The following is a 17548-nucleotide window of genomic DNA, read 5'->3' on the forward strand; positions in this document are numbered from 1 at the left end:
GTTCACTTCAAAAATTGGGCACGATGGCCGGAGTTGGCGTGGCAGGGGCCCTGCCGACCATGTAAGGCTAACAGCACAGGGCGAACTGAATCGCCCCGGCTTTTGTGGCTAGCTTTTCTTCCCGCTGGTAGTCGGAGCAGCCGCGTTGAAGGGCGGTTCATTAGCAAGAAGCGGACGTCAATTGCAGACGCACGACGGACCGCGATCGCTGCGTAGCAGCTTTCCACTGGGCCCTCTTCAGACTGGTCAGCGTCATTCGCGGCAAACAGCTTGAGCGGCGGCTTCGAGCATGACCGGCCAAAGGACGTTCCCGGTCACGTCGGGTTGACAGAGTCAGCGATTGGATCGCACGGAAGTTTCGATCGTGTACAAGGTGGCGTGTTGGTGCCGTCCGGAGCCCGGGCGGCCGCGTCTTTACGCAGACGGACCCGCTGCGCCGAAAGCCCGGCGTGCACGGGAGCACTAGCAGGCCGCTTGCCATCGCGCAAGGTCAGCCGCGCACATGCAGAGATCTTCGCTTCCGCCTCGTGCTCGCGACCTCAGCGCTACTCTGTGGAGCCTACGCGCCGTAGCCCACCATGAAGACCCGAACGGCCTCTCGCAGAAGAGCCTTGTTTTCCCGGGTATCCGGCATTTCGAGCTTCAGCATTCCGCGGATGTGGCCGGAGCCCAGGAACATCGACAGGAACAGATCCGCCGCTTGAAGCGGATTCCGCACCTTCAGCGTGCCCGACGAGCTGGCAAGACGCAGATATGCAGCCAGCTCGTCCATCACACGCTCTGGCCCCTCCTTGTACAACGAGCGGCAGACTTCCGGCTGCGTCCCCGCGACGCCATAGACAGCGCGCAGCGCGCCCAGGGCATCCCCGCGCGCCAGCGCGAGAAACCGCTCGCCAATCACCAGCAGCACCTTCTCCGGCTGGTTCGGGTCCAGCGTGCCGGCGCCGGGGAAGCCAGCCATCACGGCTACCGTCCTGTCGCGCACGACCGCCTCGAACAGCCCCTCCTTGGAGCCGAAGTTGCTGTACACGGTCATCTTGGAGACGCCTGCGTCCGCGGCGATGGCATCCACGCTGGCACGCTCCAGACCATGCTCGTTGAAGTGCATCTGCGCCGCTTCCAGGATGCGCCGGCCGCGCTCTGGATCGCGTGGCCGCCCGCGCTGAGGCTTCGGAGCAGGAACTGGAGGTCGGGTCATGGGCATATTTGGTGTACTTGACAGTCCATTATATTTATTGCACATTACTGTACTTGAAAGTACAATAATCAACCCACTCAAACAGAGCCCATCACCATGAATGACGTGATCATCATCGGCGGCAGCTTTGCCGGCCTCGCGGCGGCCCTGCAGCTCGGCCGTGCCGGCCGCAAGGTCACCGTTCTCGATACCGGCCTGCCGCGCAATCGCTTCGCAGGCCATTCGCATGGCCTGCTCGGCCATGATCACAAGCCACCGCTGGACATCCTCGCCGAGGCGCGGCAGCAGCTGGCGCGGTATCCCGCGATCAAGCTGGTCAATGCACGGGCCGACAACGTCTCCGGCGTTATCGACGATTTCTCCGTTCTCACTGCCGATGGCGAAAGCCTCGGAGCGCGCCGCGTGATCCTGAGCTACGGCGTCGCCGACCAGATGCCTGATGTCCCAGGCTTCGCCGAAAGCTGGGGCACGTCCATCGTGCCCTGCCCCTATTGCGATGGCTTTGAAGTCGCCGGCCAGCATTGGGGCGTCGTCTGGTCCGGCCCACAGTCACACAATCAGGTCAGGCTGTTCCTTGATTGGACCGACAAGTTGACTGTCTTCGTCGATGGTCACGACATTCCGCCCGATATCCAGGCCGATCTGGCGAATCGCAACATACCTGTCGTCGATGGCCGGATCATCGAGATCGCCCATCACAAGGGCCATATCTCCGCCGTCAATCTCGATACGGGCCGCAATGTCGCGGTCGACGTCCTGTTCGCCCATCCGCGCAACAAGCCGTCCGCAAGCCTGCATGAATCGCTAGGCCTCGCCACGGTCGATACGCCCACTGGTATCGTCCTCAAGGTCGACGAGCGCCGCCAAACCAGCATGCCCGGCATCTACGCCGCCGGCGACCTCGCGACGCCCTTCTTGCCCTCGGTCACCCAGGCATCATCGCAAGGCGCGATGGCGGGTATCTTCGCCCAGCAGTCGATGCTGGCTTAAGACACAGATTCTCTTCTCCGGTTGCCGAGGGCTGTCGCCGGTAGGGTGATCCCGGAGAGGGGCGATCCGCGCAATTGCTGCGGCCGCGCCGGCAGAGGATGATCGCCATGCCACCGCGTCGATCATGCGGCTGCGAATAGCGTTGCCCTCATCCGCAGACTTGCCGCAGATCAGGTTGTGCGCGCGACGGGTGATGCCGGGCGCTAGGCCTCATCAAGGAGCCATATGAGCGTGCTTGAACTGAAGGTTCCTCCCCCCGTCGTGGCGCTTGTCCTGGCGCTTCTTATGTGGCTGACGCCAGCAGTCGCCGGCCTTGTGCCGATTCCCTATCCGGTCCGCGTGCTCTGCGCCGTCGTTTTGGTGTGCGTCGGTCAAGGCATCAGCATTGCCGGAATGGTTGCGTTTCGGCGCGCCAAGACCACTGTAAGCCCGGTCAAGGCAAGCTTGGCGTCCTCGTTGGTCATCCGTGGCATGTACCGCTATACGCGCAACCCCATGTATGTCGGGCTCTTGCTTACCTTGTTGGCGTGGGCAGTGTTTCTGGCGAATCCGCTCGCTGTCCTATGGATTGTCGTGTACGTGCTTTACATCACGCGGTTCCAAATCATCCCGGAAGAACGCGTTTTGGCGCATCTATTTGGGACAGAGTACGAGGCTTACAAAGGGCGGGTCCGCAGATGGGTATGAGGCCTAGCTGTCGAGTTTCAGTAGGCTGTTCATCCGTTCTCCTGAGTTGAGTTGCGGTGTCTTGGTAACCACAGCATCCCAAATCACGAACGGATGAACAACCTACTGAAACATCACACCTAGGGAAGGTCTGATCAAGAGCACGTTTCTTGCATGAAGGACTGAACCCTGCAAAGGAGCACGAGCGATGAGCCAGATCAGTTTTGCGGATGCGGAGCAAGCGGGCAAGAGGAAGAAGACCAGGCGCGAAGTCTTCCTTGGCGAGATGGAGCTTGTAGTGCCGTGGAAGGCACTGCTCAAGGTCATCGAACCTCACTATCCAGTGGCAGGCCGAGGCCGTCGGCCCTACCCGTTGCAAGCCATGCTGCGCGTGCACCTGATGCAGAACTGGTTCGCGCTGAGCGACCCGGCGATGGAGGAAGCTTTGTATGAGATCGCCTCGCTGCGCACTTTCGCCGGACTCGGTCTGGAGGCGATCCCCGACGAGACAACCATCCTGAACTTCCGCCACCTGCTTGAGGCCAGCGACTTGGCCGAGGACATCTTCAAGCAGGTCAACGCCCACCTGACCAAGAAGGGGCTGCTGCTGAAGCGCGGCTCCATCGTGGATGCCACAATCATCGCCGCGCCCAGTTCCACCAAGAACAGCACGGGCGAGCGAGACCCCGAGATGCACCAGACGAAGAAGGGCAACCAATGGCACTTCGGCATGAAGGCGCACATCGGCGTGGATGCAGACTCGGGGCTGGTGCACACGGTGACGACCACGGCGGCCAACGAGGCCGACGTGGAACAGGTGACTGACTTGCTGCACGGCAAAGAGGACGAGGTGTGGGCAGACTCAGGCTATCGCGGAGCACAGAGCCGAGTGAAGCGCAGCGTGCAATGGCACATTGCCGGCCGGCCCAGCGATATGGCGAAGATGCCGGAGGGCCGCGCCAAGGCCCAGGCGCGCAAGCAGGAATACCGGAAGGCCAGCATCCGAGCAAAGGTCGAGCATCCGTTCCGGGTGATCAAGCGGCAGTTCGGCCTGGCGAAGGTGAGGTTCAAGGGCCTGGCCAAAAACACTGCTCATGTGATCACGCTGTTTGCGCTGTCGAACCTGTGGATGGTCAGAAGGAAGCTGATTGCGATGGGACAGGTGCGCTCGCAGGCAGCGTGAAGGGGCCGCAGAGGCTCTGGAACGCGCGGAATGTCCAGTGCGACAAGCCTGCGAGTGCGGCGGGCCCAAACGCAGCCTCGTCAGCCGGCCAATTTACGACTTGATCAGACGTTCCCTAGCGGGTCTGCAAGTACTTTCCCCAAAAGTTCACCGCTTGGCTTTTTGCCCCCACTTCACCCGCCATCGCCGCCCTGATGCACTGATCGTGTTCAAGGAGCAGTCGGAGCGTTTGCACGTTGACCGAGGTGCGGCAGCATCGACGTGCTGAACCTGGATGGTCTGTGGCTGTACGCGCGCGAACACGCGATGTGAGGCGTCTGCGCTGTTCGATGGCCTGAGTGGAAGGACGCGATTCAGGCAACGCCAGGCTCGCAGACGCCGTGACGCTTTCTTTCCAGTTCACTGAGCCGCGCTACCTCGAGTTCAAGCAGACGAATGCGAGATTCCAAGCCCGCCACATAGGACTCGTCCATGCCTTCGAGTGCCAGCTTCAGTTTCTGCCAGAAGCCTTGGGCAGGTTTGTCGATGGTGCCGCGCTCATCGTTCATTTTCGTTCTCCAATTGAGTCCCCGGGAGGACCTATCGGCTTGCTACCGCGTCGACCCCGCTGGGCTGCCAGCCACCCCCCAGTGCCTTGAAGGCAACGACCGCGGCCCGGGCCGACTCGGTTTGTGCCTGCACTCGGGCATCTGAGGCGCGCAGCAGGTTCTCGTCTGCCTGCAAGACTTCGATCAGGCTGACGACGCCTTTCTGGTAGGCCTCAAATGAGGCGCCTCGCGCGCGGCCGAGCGAGTCCACGCCCTGGGCGAGCACGCGAGCCTGCTCCTCGCGTTTGACCAGCGCCGAGAAGGCGTTTTCCACGTCTTCCGTCGCGCGCAGCACGGCCAGTCGATACGCCGCAAGCATCTCTGCGTCCTGCCCCTTGGCAAGATCGATCTGCGCGTTGATGCGGCCGAAATCGAACAGGCGCCAGCGCAGGCCCAGCACGCCGGCGGCCTGGCTGGCACCGCTGGTGAACAGGTTGCCGCTGGACGCCGACGTCGCACTGCCGATCAGGCCGCTCAGGGAGAGCTTGGGGTAGTACTCGGCAATGGCGACGCCGATGCGGGCGTTCGATGCGGCGAGGCGACGCTCGGCCGCGATCAGATCGGGCCGTCGCCTGAGCAAGTCGCCCGGTGTTCCCGCGTCCGTGATCCGCGGGGCGACTGGAATGGCTCCGACATCGGCCAGTTCCGCCCGGTGTGTGCCTGGGAACGAGCCCAGCATCACATCCAGTGCGTTCATGGCCGCCTCCAGCCCCGCCTCGAGGACCGGGACGGATGCCCGAACCTGGGCCAGCGCGCCTTCGGCCTGTCGCACTTGAAGTTCGGCTGCCAGCCCTTTGCCGTAGAGGAGATTGACGATGGAGAGCAACTCTTGCTGTGTGCGCACTTGATGGCGCGTCACGTCGAGCCGGGTCTGCAGGCCGCGGATGCTGATGTAGATGTCGGCGGTTTGCGCCGCCACGGTCAATCTTGTGGCGGCGGCACCTGCTTCCGAAGCCTGGTACTCGGCAAGCGCCGCTTCGCGCCCACGGCGCAGGCCACCGAACACATCCACTTCCCAGCTTGCACCGAGGTTCGTTTCGTAGGCATTGCCGTAGCGATCGAAGCCGGGTCTGGAGTTCAGCACCTGTCCCAACGGCGTTTCCACGGACTGGTAGGCCCGGGCTGCTTGTCCGCTGATGTTTCCCGAAGGCAGCAAGGCGGCATTCGCCGCGCCCAGCCCCGCGCGCGCTTGAGCGACGCGCGCGGACGCCTGCGCAAGATCGAGGTTCTGCGCCAGCGCCAGCGTGACGAATCGAGCCAATTGCGGGTCGCCGAAACCTGTCCACCAAGCGAGCAGGTCGGCATTGGCGGTGGCAGACCGTGCGTCGATGGCTGGCTGGCCCAGGTACTGCCCGGGCAGGGGCGTTTCGGGCCGGACGTAGTCGGGGCCGACGGCGCAGCCCGCGGCGAGGCTGGCTGCGATGAGCGTGGCAAGAAGGGGGCGTCTGAGCATGGGCTTCTTTCAGAAAGAGGGGAAAGAAAACGTCGAATTGATGTGACTATAATTCAAATTGGTCACTTGTTGTCGATTTTCCCTGCTCGCGGTAAGCTGCCGTGCATGAGCAATGCAACTCTTTCTCCGGCTGTGGCGCGTGGCCCCGCCGACCACGACGTGCGGGACCAGATCGTTGCCGCGGCCACTGAACACTTCAGCCGGTACGGCTACGAGAAGACGACTGTCTCCGACCTCGCCAAGGCCATCGGGTTTTCCAAGGCCTACATCTACAAGTTCTTCGAGTCCAAGCAGGCCATCGGCGAAATGATCTGCGCAAACTGCCTGCGCGAGATCGAGGCCGAGGTCCGAGCGGCGGTCGAGGCCGCCGATCGTCCGTCCGAGAAGCTGCGTCGGATGTTCAAGTCGGCGGTCGAGGCAAGCCTTCGGCTGTTCTCCGAGGATCGCAAGCTCTACGAAATCGCGATCTCGGCCGCCACCGAGCGCTGGCGGACTGTGGTCGCCTATGAAGAGTGCATTCGGCAATTGCTCCAGGACATCTTGCGCGAAGGCCGGGAGATGGGCGAGTTCGAGCGCAAGACGCCGCTGGACGAAGCGGCAGGGGCTATCTACCTCGTCATGCACCCCTACATCAATCCGCTGCTCCTGCAGCACAGCTTCGAGCATGCGGCCGAAGCGCCGGGGCAGTTGTCCGGTCTGGTGTTGCGTAGCCTGTCGCCATGAGAAAAAATAAATGTGACTATTGACTGAATTGGTCACAATAATCAAAATGCGGGTCCTGATCACTTCGTCACTGGGACCCTCATGCTTTGGCGCCGCCTTGCTACCTCTGCAGTCATCTGTGCATTGCCGTTCGCGCTGGTCGCTTGCGGCGAAAAACCCCCCTCCGATCCGCGCACCCAGGCGCCGCAAGTGCGCGCTGCCACCGTCCAGGGGGCTGGTGCCACGTCGCGCGCCTTCACGGGCACCGTAGCCGCCCGGGTCCAGAGCGACCTGGGATTCCGGGTTTCCGGCAAGGTGCTGGAGCGGCTGGTGGACGCGGGGCAGGCCGTCAAGCGCGGCCAGTTGCTCATGCGCATCGACCCCGCCGATCTGAAGCTCGCTGCCCATGCGCAGCAGGAGGTGGTCGCCGCCGCGCGGGCGCGCTCGCAGCAAACGGCGGAGGATGAAGCCCGCTACCGCGATCTGCGCGGCACCGGCGCGATATCGGCGTCGGCCTACGACCAGATCAAGGCCGCCGCGGACGCCGCCAAAGCCCAGCTCAGCGCGGCCGAGGCCCAGGCCGACGTGGCCCGCAACGCGAGCCGCTATGCCGAGCTCGTGGCCGATGCTGATGGCGTCGTCATGGAAACGCTCGCCGAGCCGGGGCAGGTCGTGGGCGCCGGCCAGGTCGTGGTGCGCGTGGCCCGCGCCGGAGCCCGCGAAGCGGTTGTCCAGTTGCCGGAAACCCTGCGCCCGGCGGTCGGCTCCGCCGGACAGGCCACGCTCTTCGGCAAGGAGGGTGTGACGGTATCGACCACGCTGCGCCAGCTCTCGGAGGCCGCGGATCGGCAGACACGCACCTTCGAGGCGCGCTATGTATTGAAGGGCGAACTCGCCAACGCGCCGCTGGGCGCCACCGTCACCATCCGGATTCCGGAGGGGCTTTCCTCTGCGCAAGGCGGCCTGCAGGTGCCGATCGGCGCCCTGTTCGATGCCGGCAAGGGCCCGGGCGTGTGGGTCATCAGCGGCGAGCCGGCCAAGGTCAACTGGCGGCCGGTCGTGGTCGAGCACCTAGATGACGATGGCGCGCGCATCAGCGCCGGCCAACTCAAGCAAGGCGACCGGATCGTCGCTCTCGGCGCCCACCTGCTGCGCGAAGGCGAGCCGGTGCGCGTGGCTGGCCAGGCTGCTGCTGACGGAGCCCGCCCGTGAGCGAAGGCCGTTTCAACCTGTCGGCGCTCGCCGTGCGCGAGCGCTCCATCACCCTGTTCCTGATCTGCCTGATCTCGCTGGCGGGTCTGGTCGCGTTCTTCAAACTGGGTCGGGCGGAAGATCCCGCCTTCACCGTCAAGGTGATGACGATCGTCACCGCCTGGCCCGGCGCGACCGCGCAGGAAATGCAGGATCAGGTCGCGGAGAAGATCGAGAAGCGCCTGCAGGAGTTGCGCTACTACGACCGCGCCGAGACCTACACCCGGCCCGGTCTGGCCTTCACGACGCTGACCCTGCTTGACAGCACACCGCCTTCGCAGGTGCAGGAGCAGTTCTACCAGGCTCGCAAGAAGGTCGGCGACGAGGCGGGCAATCTTCCTGCCGGCGTGATCGGGCCGATGCTCAACGACGAGTACGCGGACGTCACCTTCGCGCTGTACGCCCTCAAGGCGAAGGGCGAGGCGCAGCGCCTGCTGGTGCGCGACGCCGAGACGCTGCGCCAGCGCCTGCTGCATGTGCCGGGCGTGAAGAAGGTCAACATCGCCGGGGAACAGTCCGAGCGCATCTACGTCGAGTTCTCGCACGAGCGCCTGGCGACCCTCGGCATCAGTGCGCAGGACGTGTTTGCCGCGCTCAATGGCCAGAATGCCCTGACGCCGGCTGGCTCCGTGGAAACCAAAGGTCCGCAGGTATTCATTCGCCTGGACGGGCCTTTCGATGAACTGAAGAAGATCCGCGATACGCCCGTTACGGCGCAGGGCCGTACGCTGAAGCTGTCGGATATCGCCGAGGTCAAGCGGGGCTACGAAGACCCGGCGAGCTTCATCATCCGCAACGGCGGCGAGCCGGCCCTGCTGCTGGGGGTGGTCATGCGAGAAGGCCAGAACGGGCTCGACCTGGGCAAGGCGCTGGAGCGCGAGGTGGGGGCGATCAATGCCGAGCAGCCGCTGGGCATGAGCCTGACCAAGGTCACGGACCAAGCCGTCAACATCAGCGCCGCGGTCGATGAGTTCATGGTCAAGTTCTTCGCCGCGCTGCTGGTGGTCATGCTCGTGAGCTTCCTGAGCATGGGCTGGCGCGCAGGCCTTGTCGTCGCCGCCGCAGTGCCGCTGACGCTGGCGATCGTCTTCGTGGTGATGGCCGCGACAGGCAAGGACTTCGATCGCATAACGCTCGGCTCCCTGATCCTCGCGCTGGGCCTGCTGGTGGACGATGCCATCATCGCCATCGAGATGATGGTGGTGAAGATGGAGGAGGGCTACAGTCGCGTCGCCGCCTCCGCCTATGCCTGGAGTCACACCGCCGCGCCGATGCTCTCGGGCACGCTGGTCACGGCCGTCGGCTTCATGCCCAACGGCTTCGCGCCATCAAGCGCAGGCGAATACACCAGCAACATGTTCTGGATCGTCGGCATTGCGCTGATCGCGTCCTGGGTGGTCGCGGTCGTCTTCACGCCCTACCTCGGTGTCAAGCTGCTGCCCGATTTCAAGAAGATCGAAGGCGGTCACGCCGCGATCTATGGCACGCCGCGCTACAACCGCCTGCGCGGGATACTCGGCCGTGTGATCGCACGCAAATGGGCGGTGGCCGGTGCGGTGGTCGGCCTTCTCGTGGCGGCCGTCCTCGGCATGGGCCTGGTCAAGAAACAGTTCTTCCCGATCTCGGACCGGCCCGAAGTCCTGGTGGAGGTGCAGATGCCCTATGGCACCTCGATCACGCGGACCAGCGAGGCCACGGCGAAGGTGGAGGCCTGGTTGGCCGGACAGAAGGAGGCCCACATCGTCACGTCCTATATCGGCCAGGGCGCGCCGCGCTTCTTCTTCGCGATGGGCCCCGAGTTGCCCGATCCGTCGTTCGCCAAGATCGTGGTACGCACCGACAGCCAGGAAGAGCGCGAAGTCCTGAAGCACCGGCTGCGCGAGGCCATCGCCGACGGTCTGGCCTCCGAAGCGCGGGTGCGCGTCACCCAGCTCGTGTTCGGCCCGTACTCGCCGTTCCCCGTCGCCTACCGCGTCACGGGCCCGGACCCCGACAAGCTGCGCGACATCGCGGCGCAGGTGCAGCAGGTCATGGAGGCCAGCCCGATGATGCGCACGGTCAACACCGACTGGGGTACGCGCACGCCCACGCTGCACTTCACCCTGCACCAGGACCGCCTGCAGGCCGTGGGGCTGAGCTCCAGCGCGGTGGCGCAGCAGTTGCAGTTCTTCCTGAGCGGTGTGCCCGTCACCGCCGTGCGCGAGGACATCCGCACGGTGCAGGTGGTGGCGCGCTCGGCCGGCACCGCCCGCCTCGACGCGGCGAGGATTGCGGACTTCACACTGTCGGGGGCCAACGGGCAGCGCATTCCGTTGTCGCAGGTGGGTGAGGTCGAGGTGCGCATGGAAGAGCCGGTCATGCGCCGGCGTGACCGCGTGCCGACGATCACCGTGCACGGAGACATCGCCGATGGCTTGCAGCCTCCCGACGTGTCGACTGCCATCACCGCGCAACTGCAGCCCCTCATGGACAAGCTGCCCGCCGGCTACCGCATCGACCAGGCCGGCTCCATCGAGGAGTCGGGCAAGGCAACCAAAGCCATGTTGCCGCTGTTCCCGATCATGCTGGCGGCCACGCTGCTCATCATCATCTTCCAGGTACGCTCGATCTCTGCGATGGTCATGGTCTTTCTGACGAGCCCGCTGGGGCTGATCGGCGTGGTGCCGACGCTGCTTGTCTTCCAGCAGCCCTTCGGCATCAATGCGCTGGTCGGCCTCGTGGCGCTCTCGGGCATCCTGATGCGCAACACGCTGATCCTGATCGGTCAGATCCACCACAACCAGCAGGAAGGGCTCGATCCGTTCCACGCGGTCGTCGAGGCCACCGTGCAGCGTGCGCGACCGGTGATTCTGACCGCGCTGGCGGCGATCCTGGCGTTCATTCCGCTGACCCATTCGGTGTTCTGGGGGGCACTCGCGTACACGCTGATCGGCGGCACCCTGGCGGGCACGGTCCTGACGCTGGTATTCCTGCCGGCGATGTACTCCATCTGGTTCAGGATCAGGCCCGACGACGCCGCAGCCGCTGCGCACTGACAACGCTTTTCATCACTCATTTGGATCGAAGGAAAACATCATGTCGAGTTCATCGGTTGTCGTCGTGACCGGCGCGTCATCGGGCATCGGGCGCGTTGCCGCGGAAATCTTCGTCGCGCGCGGCTGCCGGGTGTTCGGCACCGTGCGCGACCTGCGCAAGGCGCCCGTGGTGCCCGGTGTGGAGTTCGTCGAAATGGACGTCCGGGAGGAGGAGTCGGTGCAGGCCGGCATCGACGCCATCTTCGAGCAGGGCCTGCGCATCGATGTGCTGGTCAACAACGCGGGAATGATGATGCTCGGCGCGGTCGAAGAGACGGCGACGGCAGAAGCCGCGGCGCTGTTCGACACCAATGTCTTCGGCGTGCTGCGCGTCACGCGCGCCGTGCTCCCCTCCATGCGCAAGCAGCATCGCGGGCGCATCGTCAATGTGAGCTCGCTGTTCGGCGTGATGCCGGCGCCCTACATGGGCATGTATGCGGCCGCCAAGCATGCGCTCGAGGGGCTCTCGGAGTCGCTGGACCACGAGGTGCGCCAGTTCGGCGTTCGCGTGACGCTGGTGCAGCCGGCGTTCACCCGGACGAACCTCGACGCCAACGCGCCGCGCGCCAAGGCGCCGATCGCGGCCTACGATCGCGAACGTGGCTTGGTCGAGCGCGCGGTAGCCGACGGCGTCAACAACGCGCCGCCACCGCAGAGCGTGGCCAACACCATCGTCGAGGCGGCCCTCGGCCCCTGGCGCATGCGTTGCACGCCGCCGGGGCAGGCGTCGCTCCTGACAAAGCTGCGTCGCTTCATGCCCGCAGGGCCCGTCGATGCAAGCCTTAGAAAAAAACTTGGCCTCATCTGAAGAAGTCGTTTTGCGGTTTGTACAGCCGGGAGGAGCCCTTGGATAGCTTGGAACTCTTGAGAACATTCAGCGAAGTTGCAGGCTCCGGCAGCTTCTCTCGCGCCGCGAGTCAACTGAAGCTGTCGAGAGGAACCGTAAGCAAGTACATCGCGACGCTGGAAAGTCGCTTCGGTGTCCGCTTGCTGAACCGCACCAGCCACGCTGTCAGTCTGACGGACGCTGGCATATTGCTGCTCGAAAGAAGCAAGCCCATGCTAGAACTGGTGGAAGAAACTCAAGCAGAACTCCAGGATCGAGCGTCGAATCCCCGTGGGCGCCTGCGCGTCTCCGCGCCGCATGGCATAGACCAGACACAACTTCCAGCGCTTATCAATACCTTCCTTGGCCACTATCCGGAGGTGAGTATTAGCCTTGTCCTCACCAACCACATCGTCGATCTGGCGGAGGATGGCATTGACATCGCCCTACGTTTTGCGCCCACGGCAAATGAGAATCTCATTGTTCGAAAACTGCTCCTGATGAACCTGAGTGTGTGTGCTGCACCGATGTACTGGAAGGCGCACGGGGTTCCAGCCCATCCCAACGAACTGGCTGACCACAACGCGTTGGTCAGCACGCATCTCACTCCGATGTCGAAGTGGCGTTTTGAAGTTGATGGCGAACCATTGGAAGTCACGGTGCGAGGACGCCTGAACGCAACGGAAGCCAGCCCTTTGATTCAGGCGGCTTTGCTGGGAGCGGGTGTGCTCTATCTGCCTTCGTTGATGCTCGAGCCGTATCTTGAGAGTGGGCGTCTCGTGCCCGTTCTATCGGAATTTGCTCGCAGCGACATGTGGCTCTCGGCAGTCTATTTACAGCGGCGGCACAGTACGGCGGTGCAGCGTGCTTTCCTTGATTTTCTGGAAGATCGGATCAAGCCTCACAAGGCTACACACGATTGATTGCTTCGGTTCGTGCAGCAAGTGCGCGAGTCAACCGTTCTCTATCAAGTGAAGGTTTCGGCAGCGGAAACGCGGTGTCTCTCGATTGCGTGATCTCCCACGTCACTTCTTGCGCAAGACTTGAGTTGCAGGTTCTTGTGATGAGGCTTGCACTCTCCTTAATCTCCTTTCTTTGGAACCGCCATGCAATTCACAAAAGTCATGAAGATCGCTTCTGTCCCCGTTCTTTCCTTTCTGGTCGCGGCTGGCGCGCATGCAGAAGCATATGACGGCGTTCACAACGCTCTCTCCACCAAGACACGCGATGAGGTGAATATCGAGGCCGTGCAGACTGCTTCGGCCCCGAACCAGAACGTGGTGAGAGGCTCGCGGGGTGCTGAAACGATGGCAATGTCAAAGGATCGTTCCATCGTTGAAGCCGAAGCCATTCGTGCGGCCTGGGCACCCGATCAGAACGTGGGTTCCGGCTCGCGCGTGAACAGCAAGGTCATTTCGACGATGCCCCACCCTGCTGACGTACGGGCAAAAGCCAACTAAGTACCGTTCGCCAGGCAAAGATGGACCGCCCCTCAGAGCTTGATTCCGGCACGGCTCAGTTGTTCTGTCTTTGCGTACCCCATGCAGGCCGCACCGGTTACGCCGTCTTGCGCTTCGGTCGAGGCCTCTTGGAGGGTAGGGCGGCAGCACGATGAGTCGGTCTAATCAACCGGCCAATCAAGAAACTCTAAGCCAGACGCATGCATCAACAGATGCAATTCGCCTAGCGGTCCCGATGGCCTTCATTCGTCGAGGCCGTTGAAGCAGGACTGCGCAATGACCGCAATGCGATGGAGACCGCGCGCTTGACGGCTGGCGTCTTTGACCGCAACCGCTGCAGAGCTGTCGGCGCCGAAGTAAAAGTGGCTCAGATTCCGGTCGGCGCCAACAGGTCATAGAGGTTTGTTAACCGGCTCGACGGATGATCAGAATCCAGATGCGATCCGTCGCTTCAGGCCAAGAGCTGATCGATTTGGTCGAGGAAAATCGCCAGTTCGCCCTGTTTGCCCGTACTCGTTGACCGCCATTCGTCAATCGGTCTGACCATCGCAAGTTGGCGAGCATCAGCTGATAGCTTCTCCAACTGCTGATCAACCAGACCACGCCCTTGCAGGTAATACTGCCCCCATCGGGCGAAGCTCAGAACCCACATCGAAACCGTCAAGGCGTCGTCCCATCGAGCCCAGTTTGACGTGCTTGCGAGGGGCTGATGCAAGATCCGCTTCTGTCGTGCCAAGTGTGCTCGCATCAAGCTGAGACTCTCTCGCTGTCGAGGGGGGCTGCTGTACGCAAACAGGAATGCGGCGACATTGGTTGTCTGACCCTCGCGTGCCGCAACAAACAGCCGAGGCCTGTGCTTCGGATCCGGCTCCAGCAAGACATCAAGTTCCTGAATCCAGATCTCGCATGCGTCGTCGTTCTTGGCGCGCTCACCCTCGAGCAAAGGTAAGACTACATCCCGGAAGAGCCAGGGTTCGGCCCATGCCAATCTCTTCATATGACCGCGCATGGAGTCGACCAGACGGCTCAGATCAGGGGCAAGTATTTCTGCCGGCAACGCCTCGTGCACTGCAGTGACCAAGTCCTTGTAGGTTTCAGCTTCCGCCGGATCTCCCGCAGCATGATTGAGCATCCAGCCCAAGGCCCGTATCTTCTCGGAGGCCGGAAAGGTGGCAAGGGACTGAACCACGGTGGTTGTCCCGTTCGGTGCTTCAAGTTGCCGCTTGATCGCATTCAGACCCATCCATTGCAGCAGGCCGCTGCTACTGCGAGTGAGGTGATTCAGCTGCACCGAACTGATGTCGAATTGAATCGACAACGAAACTTCACTGGCGATCTGGCCCAAAAGGGATAGTCTTACAACGTCCGCGGCTTCGGCCTCTGCTGGAACAGCAACGCCTTGGGTCTCGAAGATCGCCTGCAGTGCGTCTGGAGCAAACCACCATAGAAATTTGATGGCGTAGAACTCCGCCCATGTCAGAGCTGCATACTTTGTCGCATGGATCAAGTCATTTGGGCGATAAGAGCTGTATAGCAGAGACTCGATGGGTACTCGAAAGAACCAAGCTCTCGCCACGGCCAGTTCTTTTTCCACTTCATCATGCGTGCGATTGAAGGATGCCTCAAGGAATTGCGCCAGGAAGTTCAGGAATTCATGCTCCAACGCGAGTTCGGGGAATCGCGAGTCCTCTACGTGTGAGTGAGCGAGCACCTCGCCGATAACTCCCCAGTTCGCAGAGAAATCTGCGAAGGCGCCGGCATCGTGGCGCAAGCAGTTGCGCAGACCGTCCGCCTGGGGAAGTGCGAGCGAGTTTTCCTTGAGCAGCCCCAGCGCATCCATCTTTTCCTTCAAGAGATCACCGCTCAAACCCTTGAGCGACGGCTCGCCGGCCCACGCGCCGAGCACATCGCCTGCTTGGCGCATCTCGAGAAAGCGCAGAGGTTCGTAACGCCGCATCGCAGTAGGCGGCAGCGCTGAGTCGAAGAGAAGAGGTATGGCGGGGCCATCGGCTTCACTGTCGAACTGCTTAGCCTGGGCTTCCCGCATCAATCCTGACTTGTATTGCTCGACCTCGAGCAGAACATCTGCGGGAATTGGAGTTACCAGCAACGGATGGTTTTCGGTCGCCTTTTGGAGTGAGTTCGACAGGTTGAAACCCGCGACCGGTAGCCCGTCCTGCCCCAGTACCAGGATATAACGATCATGCAGCCGGCCTGCCGTCAGGCCGAAGATGCGCAGCTTGATGCTTCTGAGCAAAGGTCGGCTCTGCTCGCAACCCATCATCAAGTTGTTGATCCGCCCCAGAGCTCGATCTTTGGACTCATCGGAGGTCTCCTCTTTGTCCTTGGATGCCTTGGGCAGGGAGGTGAAGACGATGTAGTCGGCGTCCGGTGCTGCAGATATCGTGATCAAGCCCAGCCCGGCCGCTTCAAAATAGGGGTCGAAGATCACGACCTGATGCTCTCGATACTTCTGCAGCAGTGCCTTGAACCACTCCACGAACTGCAACTTTCCATCGCCGTCACCCTGATTCCGACGCAGAAAGAACTGTCCTTCCGACCTGGGGGGACTGAGTCGCGCAAAAAGCGATGCAAGATCGCGGTTGACTGGGACCCAGGGGTCCGCTTTGCGTTCACCGATACGGTTGGCGAATCCCAAGCTGCCGCGATTGATCGTCAAGGCGGCCTTCACACGGTCAGCGGCAGAAGGCCTAACGGCTCTCTCGAGCCAGTCGAACTTGACCGCATTCCTGCTATGCCCCAGCGCGTGGCTTTGAATATGGATCTCCCGGACGTATGAAACACGCCAACGACAGCACAAGAGACTCTCGCGTGGGTTCTCGACATTGAAGCCGAAGATCTCCAGCTCAGTGCTGTCTGTCCTGCTTCGAATTTGTTCGCTCAGTTCGAACCGCCCTTCGAACGCTCCTTCTGCATCTTGCTGTGCCGACGTGAGGCTGGCGTAAATGAGCTGGTTGCCGTTCGTGATACTCAGCTTGAATTGAAAGCCTTTGAAGTTCGGCACTTGCGCCGGGTTGAACCGCACGACCAGCGTAGGCGGAACATCAATCCAGCTCACGTCGAGCAGTTGCCGCTCTTCTTCGTCCAGGGCAGGGAAGACCAGCAGTTCAAGGTCGCCGAGTCGACTAATGTCGGTTCCTCCAAAATCCAAGCCTGTATCGGTGTCTAGTTGCTTCGCCACCAATGCCGTCAGAGCGGCATCGTAGTCCTGGCCAATGCGAAACAACGCCTGCTTGGTCGTTTGAGTGATTGAAGCGCTGAGGGCTCCCGATCCGCCATGCGGGCTCGACGGCGCCCCCCGTTTGTAGGCGTCTTTGTTGAGCAAATATGCCACCGGTCGGTAAACCAGTCCGGAGGCCTCGAGCGCAGTCGTTCCGAACCGTTTCTTAAGCTGATCGGACAATTCGAGCTTGAGTTCTTCGCTGATCGCGGTGACAGGCTGGCCAGCGCTCAGCTGCCGCAAGAGTTCTGGACATTGGGTGCTGCTGACATAGAGGGTGAGCCGAGCAATCTGCGCTTGGAAACCCTCGAACTTCTCAAAATAGTCCTTGTGCCCTGCAGCCCATTGCTCGTTTGCATAGGTGTAAGGCAGCAAGCGGCCATAAATCACGCGGTTCTCGATGGACTGGTCCGTCTTGATCTGCAAGACCCACAACTGTAGGGCACACGGGAGGGCCTCTCGCGAGAAAAGACGTGCCAATCTGTCGTCATTGAGGAGATCATCGAGTACAGGAGACATTGATTTCGGCGCCTTTCAATAAATCTTCAAACCTCATGCTCGCGCTGATGCGCCGAGCGCGACGTCCCCGACAGGGGCGAGGGACATGGAGCATCAGTCAAACGTCGTGGCCAGGGTGGACTGCCTCGTCCAGAAATGGACAGCTAGGGCCGCAGAAGCTGCCGTGGCTCCGTAAGCGTTCGGGCATGTCATCTTGACACCCACAGCTATCGAGTCAGGCGCCGTTGATCTCGTCGATGGTTTCCCCATCGGCATAGAACTGTGCGATGGCTTGATCAAGCCGCTTGAGTAGCGCTTTGAGCGTTTCACCTTCCCGACGAACGAGCATGGCCACGCAGTTGTGGCCGTCGGCAGCAGTGGCTGCACATTCGATCGGGTGGATCGCGCCGAGGGTGATG

14 protein-coding genes are annotated in these 17548 nt (G+C 62.2%); 9 read left to right on the forward strand and 5 right to left on the reverse strand.

The annotated features are described in order from the left end of the window. Positions 1-559: 559 nt before the first annotated feature. Positions 560-1243 (reverse strand): TetR/AcrR family transcriptional regulator, encoded by a 684-nt coding sequence (locus QMO14_RS13340; protein ID WP_367618157.1) that lies wholly within the window; start codon positions 1241-1243, stop codon positions 560-562. A 51-nt stretch (positions 1244-1294) separates the two neighbouring features. On the opposite strand from QMO14_RS13340, the gene QMO14_RS13345 reads away from it, so the two are divergent. From QMO14_RS13345 to QMO14_RS13355, 3 genes are all read left to right on the forward strand, one after another. Beyond that, the gene (locus QMO14_RS13345) at positions 1295-2188 is read left to right on the forward strand and encodes an NAD(P)/FAD-dependent oxidoreductase (RefSeq protein WP_301507688.1); all 894 of its coding nucleotides are present in this window, start codon (positions 1295-1297) and stop codon (positions 2186-2188) included. A 225-nt stretch (positions 2189-2413) separates the two neighbouring features. After that, complete coding sequence (locus tag QMO14_RS13350) at positions 2414-2875, forward strand: isoprenylcysteine carboxylmethyltransferase family protein (protein WP_301507689.1); 462 nt, start codon at positions 2414-2416, stop codon at positions 2873-2875. 187 nt (positions 2876-3062) lie between these two features. Further along, positions 3063-4037, forward strand: coding sequence for an IS5 family transposase (locus QMO14_RS13355; protein WP_301507690.1), 975 nt, complete (start codon positions 3063-3065; stop codon positions 4035-4037). Between the two features lie 353 nt (positions 4038-4390). Here the strand turns inward: QMO14_RS13355 and QMO14_RS13360 are convergent, their stop codons facing one another. Further along, positions 4391-4585, reverse strand: coding sequence for a hypothetical protein (locus tag QMO14_RS13360; protein WP_301507691.1), 195 nt, complete (start codon positions 4583-4585; stop codon positions 4391-4393). A 31-nt stretch (positions 4586-4616) separates the two neighbouring features. Next, positions 4617-6077, reverse strand: coding sequence for an efflux transporter outer membrane subunit (locus tag QMO14_RS13365; RefSeq protein ID WP_301507692.1), 1461 nt, complete (start codon positions 6075-6077; stop codon positions 4617-4619). Positions 6078-6182: 105 nt separating this feature from the next. On the opposite strand from QMO14_RS13365, the gene QMO14_RS13370 reads away from it, so the two are divergent. The 6 genes from QMO14_RS13370 to QMO14_RS13395 all read left to right on the forward strand — a co-directional run bounded on the left by QMO14_RS13370 (position 6183) and on the right by QMO14_RS13395 (position 13390). Further along, a complete protein-coding gene (locus tag QMO14_RS13370) occupies positions 6183-6800 on the forward strand; it encodes a TetR/AcrR family transcriptional regulator (RefSeq protein WP_301507693.1) in 618 nt (205 codons plus the stop codon). A gap of 81 nt (positions 6801-6881) precedes the next feature. Continuing rightward, on the forward strand, positions 6882-7991 hold the full coding sequence (locus QMO14_RS13375) for an efflux RND transporter periplasmic adaptor subunit (RefSeq protein WP_301507694.1): 1110 nt from the start codon (positions 6882-6884) through the stop codon (positions 7989-7991). Next, positions 7988-11065: an efflux RND transporter permease subunit gene (locus tag QMO14_RS13380; RefSeq protein ID WP_301507695.1), complete on the forward strand. Its 3078-nt coding sequence runs from the start codon at positions 7988-7990 to the stop codon at positions 11063-11065. Before QMO14_RS13375 ends, QMO14_RS13380 begins: the two co-directional genes overlap by 4 nt. Before the next feature lie 40 nt (positions 11066-11105). Next, positions 11106-11912: an oxidoreductase gene (locus QMO14_RS13385; RefSeq protein ID WP_301507696.1), complete on the forward strand. Its 807-nt coding sequence runs from the start codon at positions 11106-11108 to the stop codon at positions 11910-11912. Between the two features lie 38 nt (positions 11913-11950). Further along, entirely contained in the window at positions 11951-12853 is a 903-nt protein-coding gene (locus tag QMO14_RS13390; RefSeq protein ID WP_301507697.1) for a LysR family transcriptional regulator, read from the forward strand. Positions 12854-13036: 183 nt separating this feature from the next. After that, positions 13037-13390 carry a DUF4148 domain-containing protein gene (locus QMO14_RS13395; RefSeq protein ID WP_301507698.1) on the forward strand — a complete coding sequence of 118 codons (354 nt, stop codon included), beginning with the start codon at positions 13037-13039 and terminating at the stop codon, positions 13388-13390. A 451-nt stretch (positions 13391-13841) separates the two neighbouring features. Here QMO14_RS13395 and QMO14_RS13400 read toward each other — a convergent pair whose 3' ends face one another. Further along, a complete protein-coding gene (locus QMO14_RS13400; protein ID WP_301507699.1) occupies positions 13842-17150 on the reverse strand; it encodes a VPA1262 family protein in 3309 nt (1102 codons plus the stop codon). A 214-nt stretch (positions 17151-17364) separates the two neighbouring features. Beyond that, positions 17365-17548: hypothetical protein (locus QMO14_RS13405; protein ID WP_301507700.1), on the reverse strand; the 184-nt coding region annotated here is incomplete at its 5' end.

The organism is Variovorax sp. CAN15, from assembly GCF_030462475.1.
Lineage (GTDB): Bacteria > Pseudomonadota > Gammaproteobacteria > Burkholderiales > Burkholderiaceae_C > Variovorax.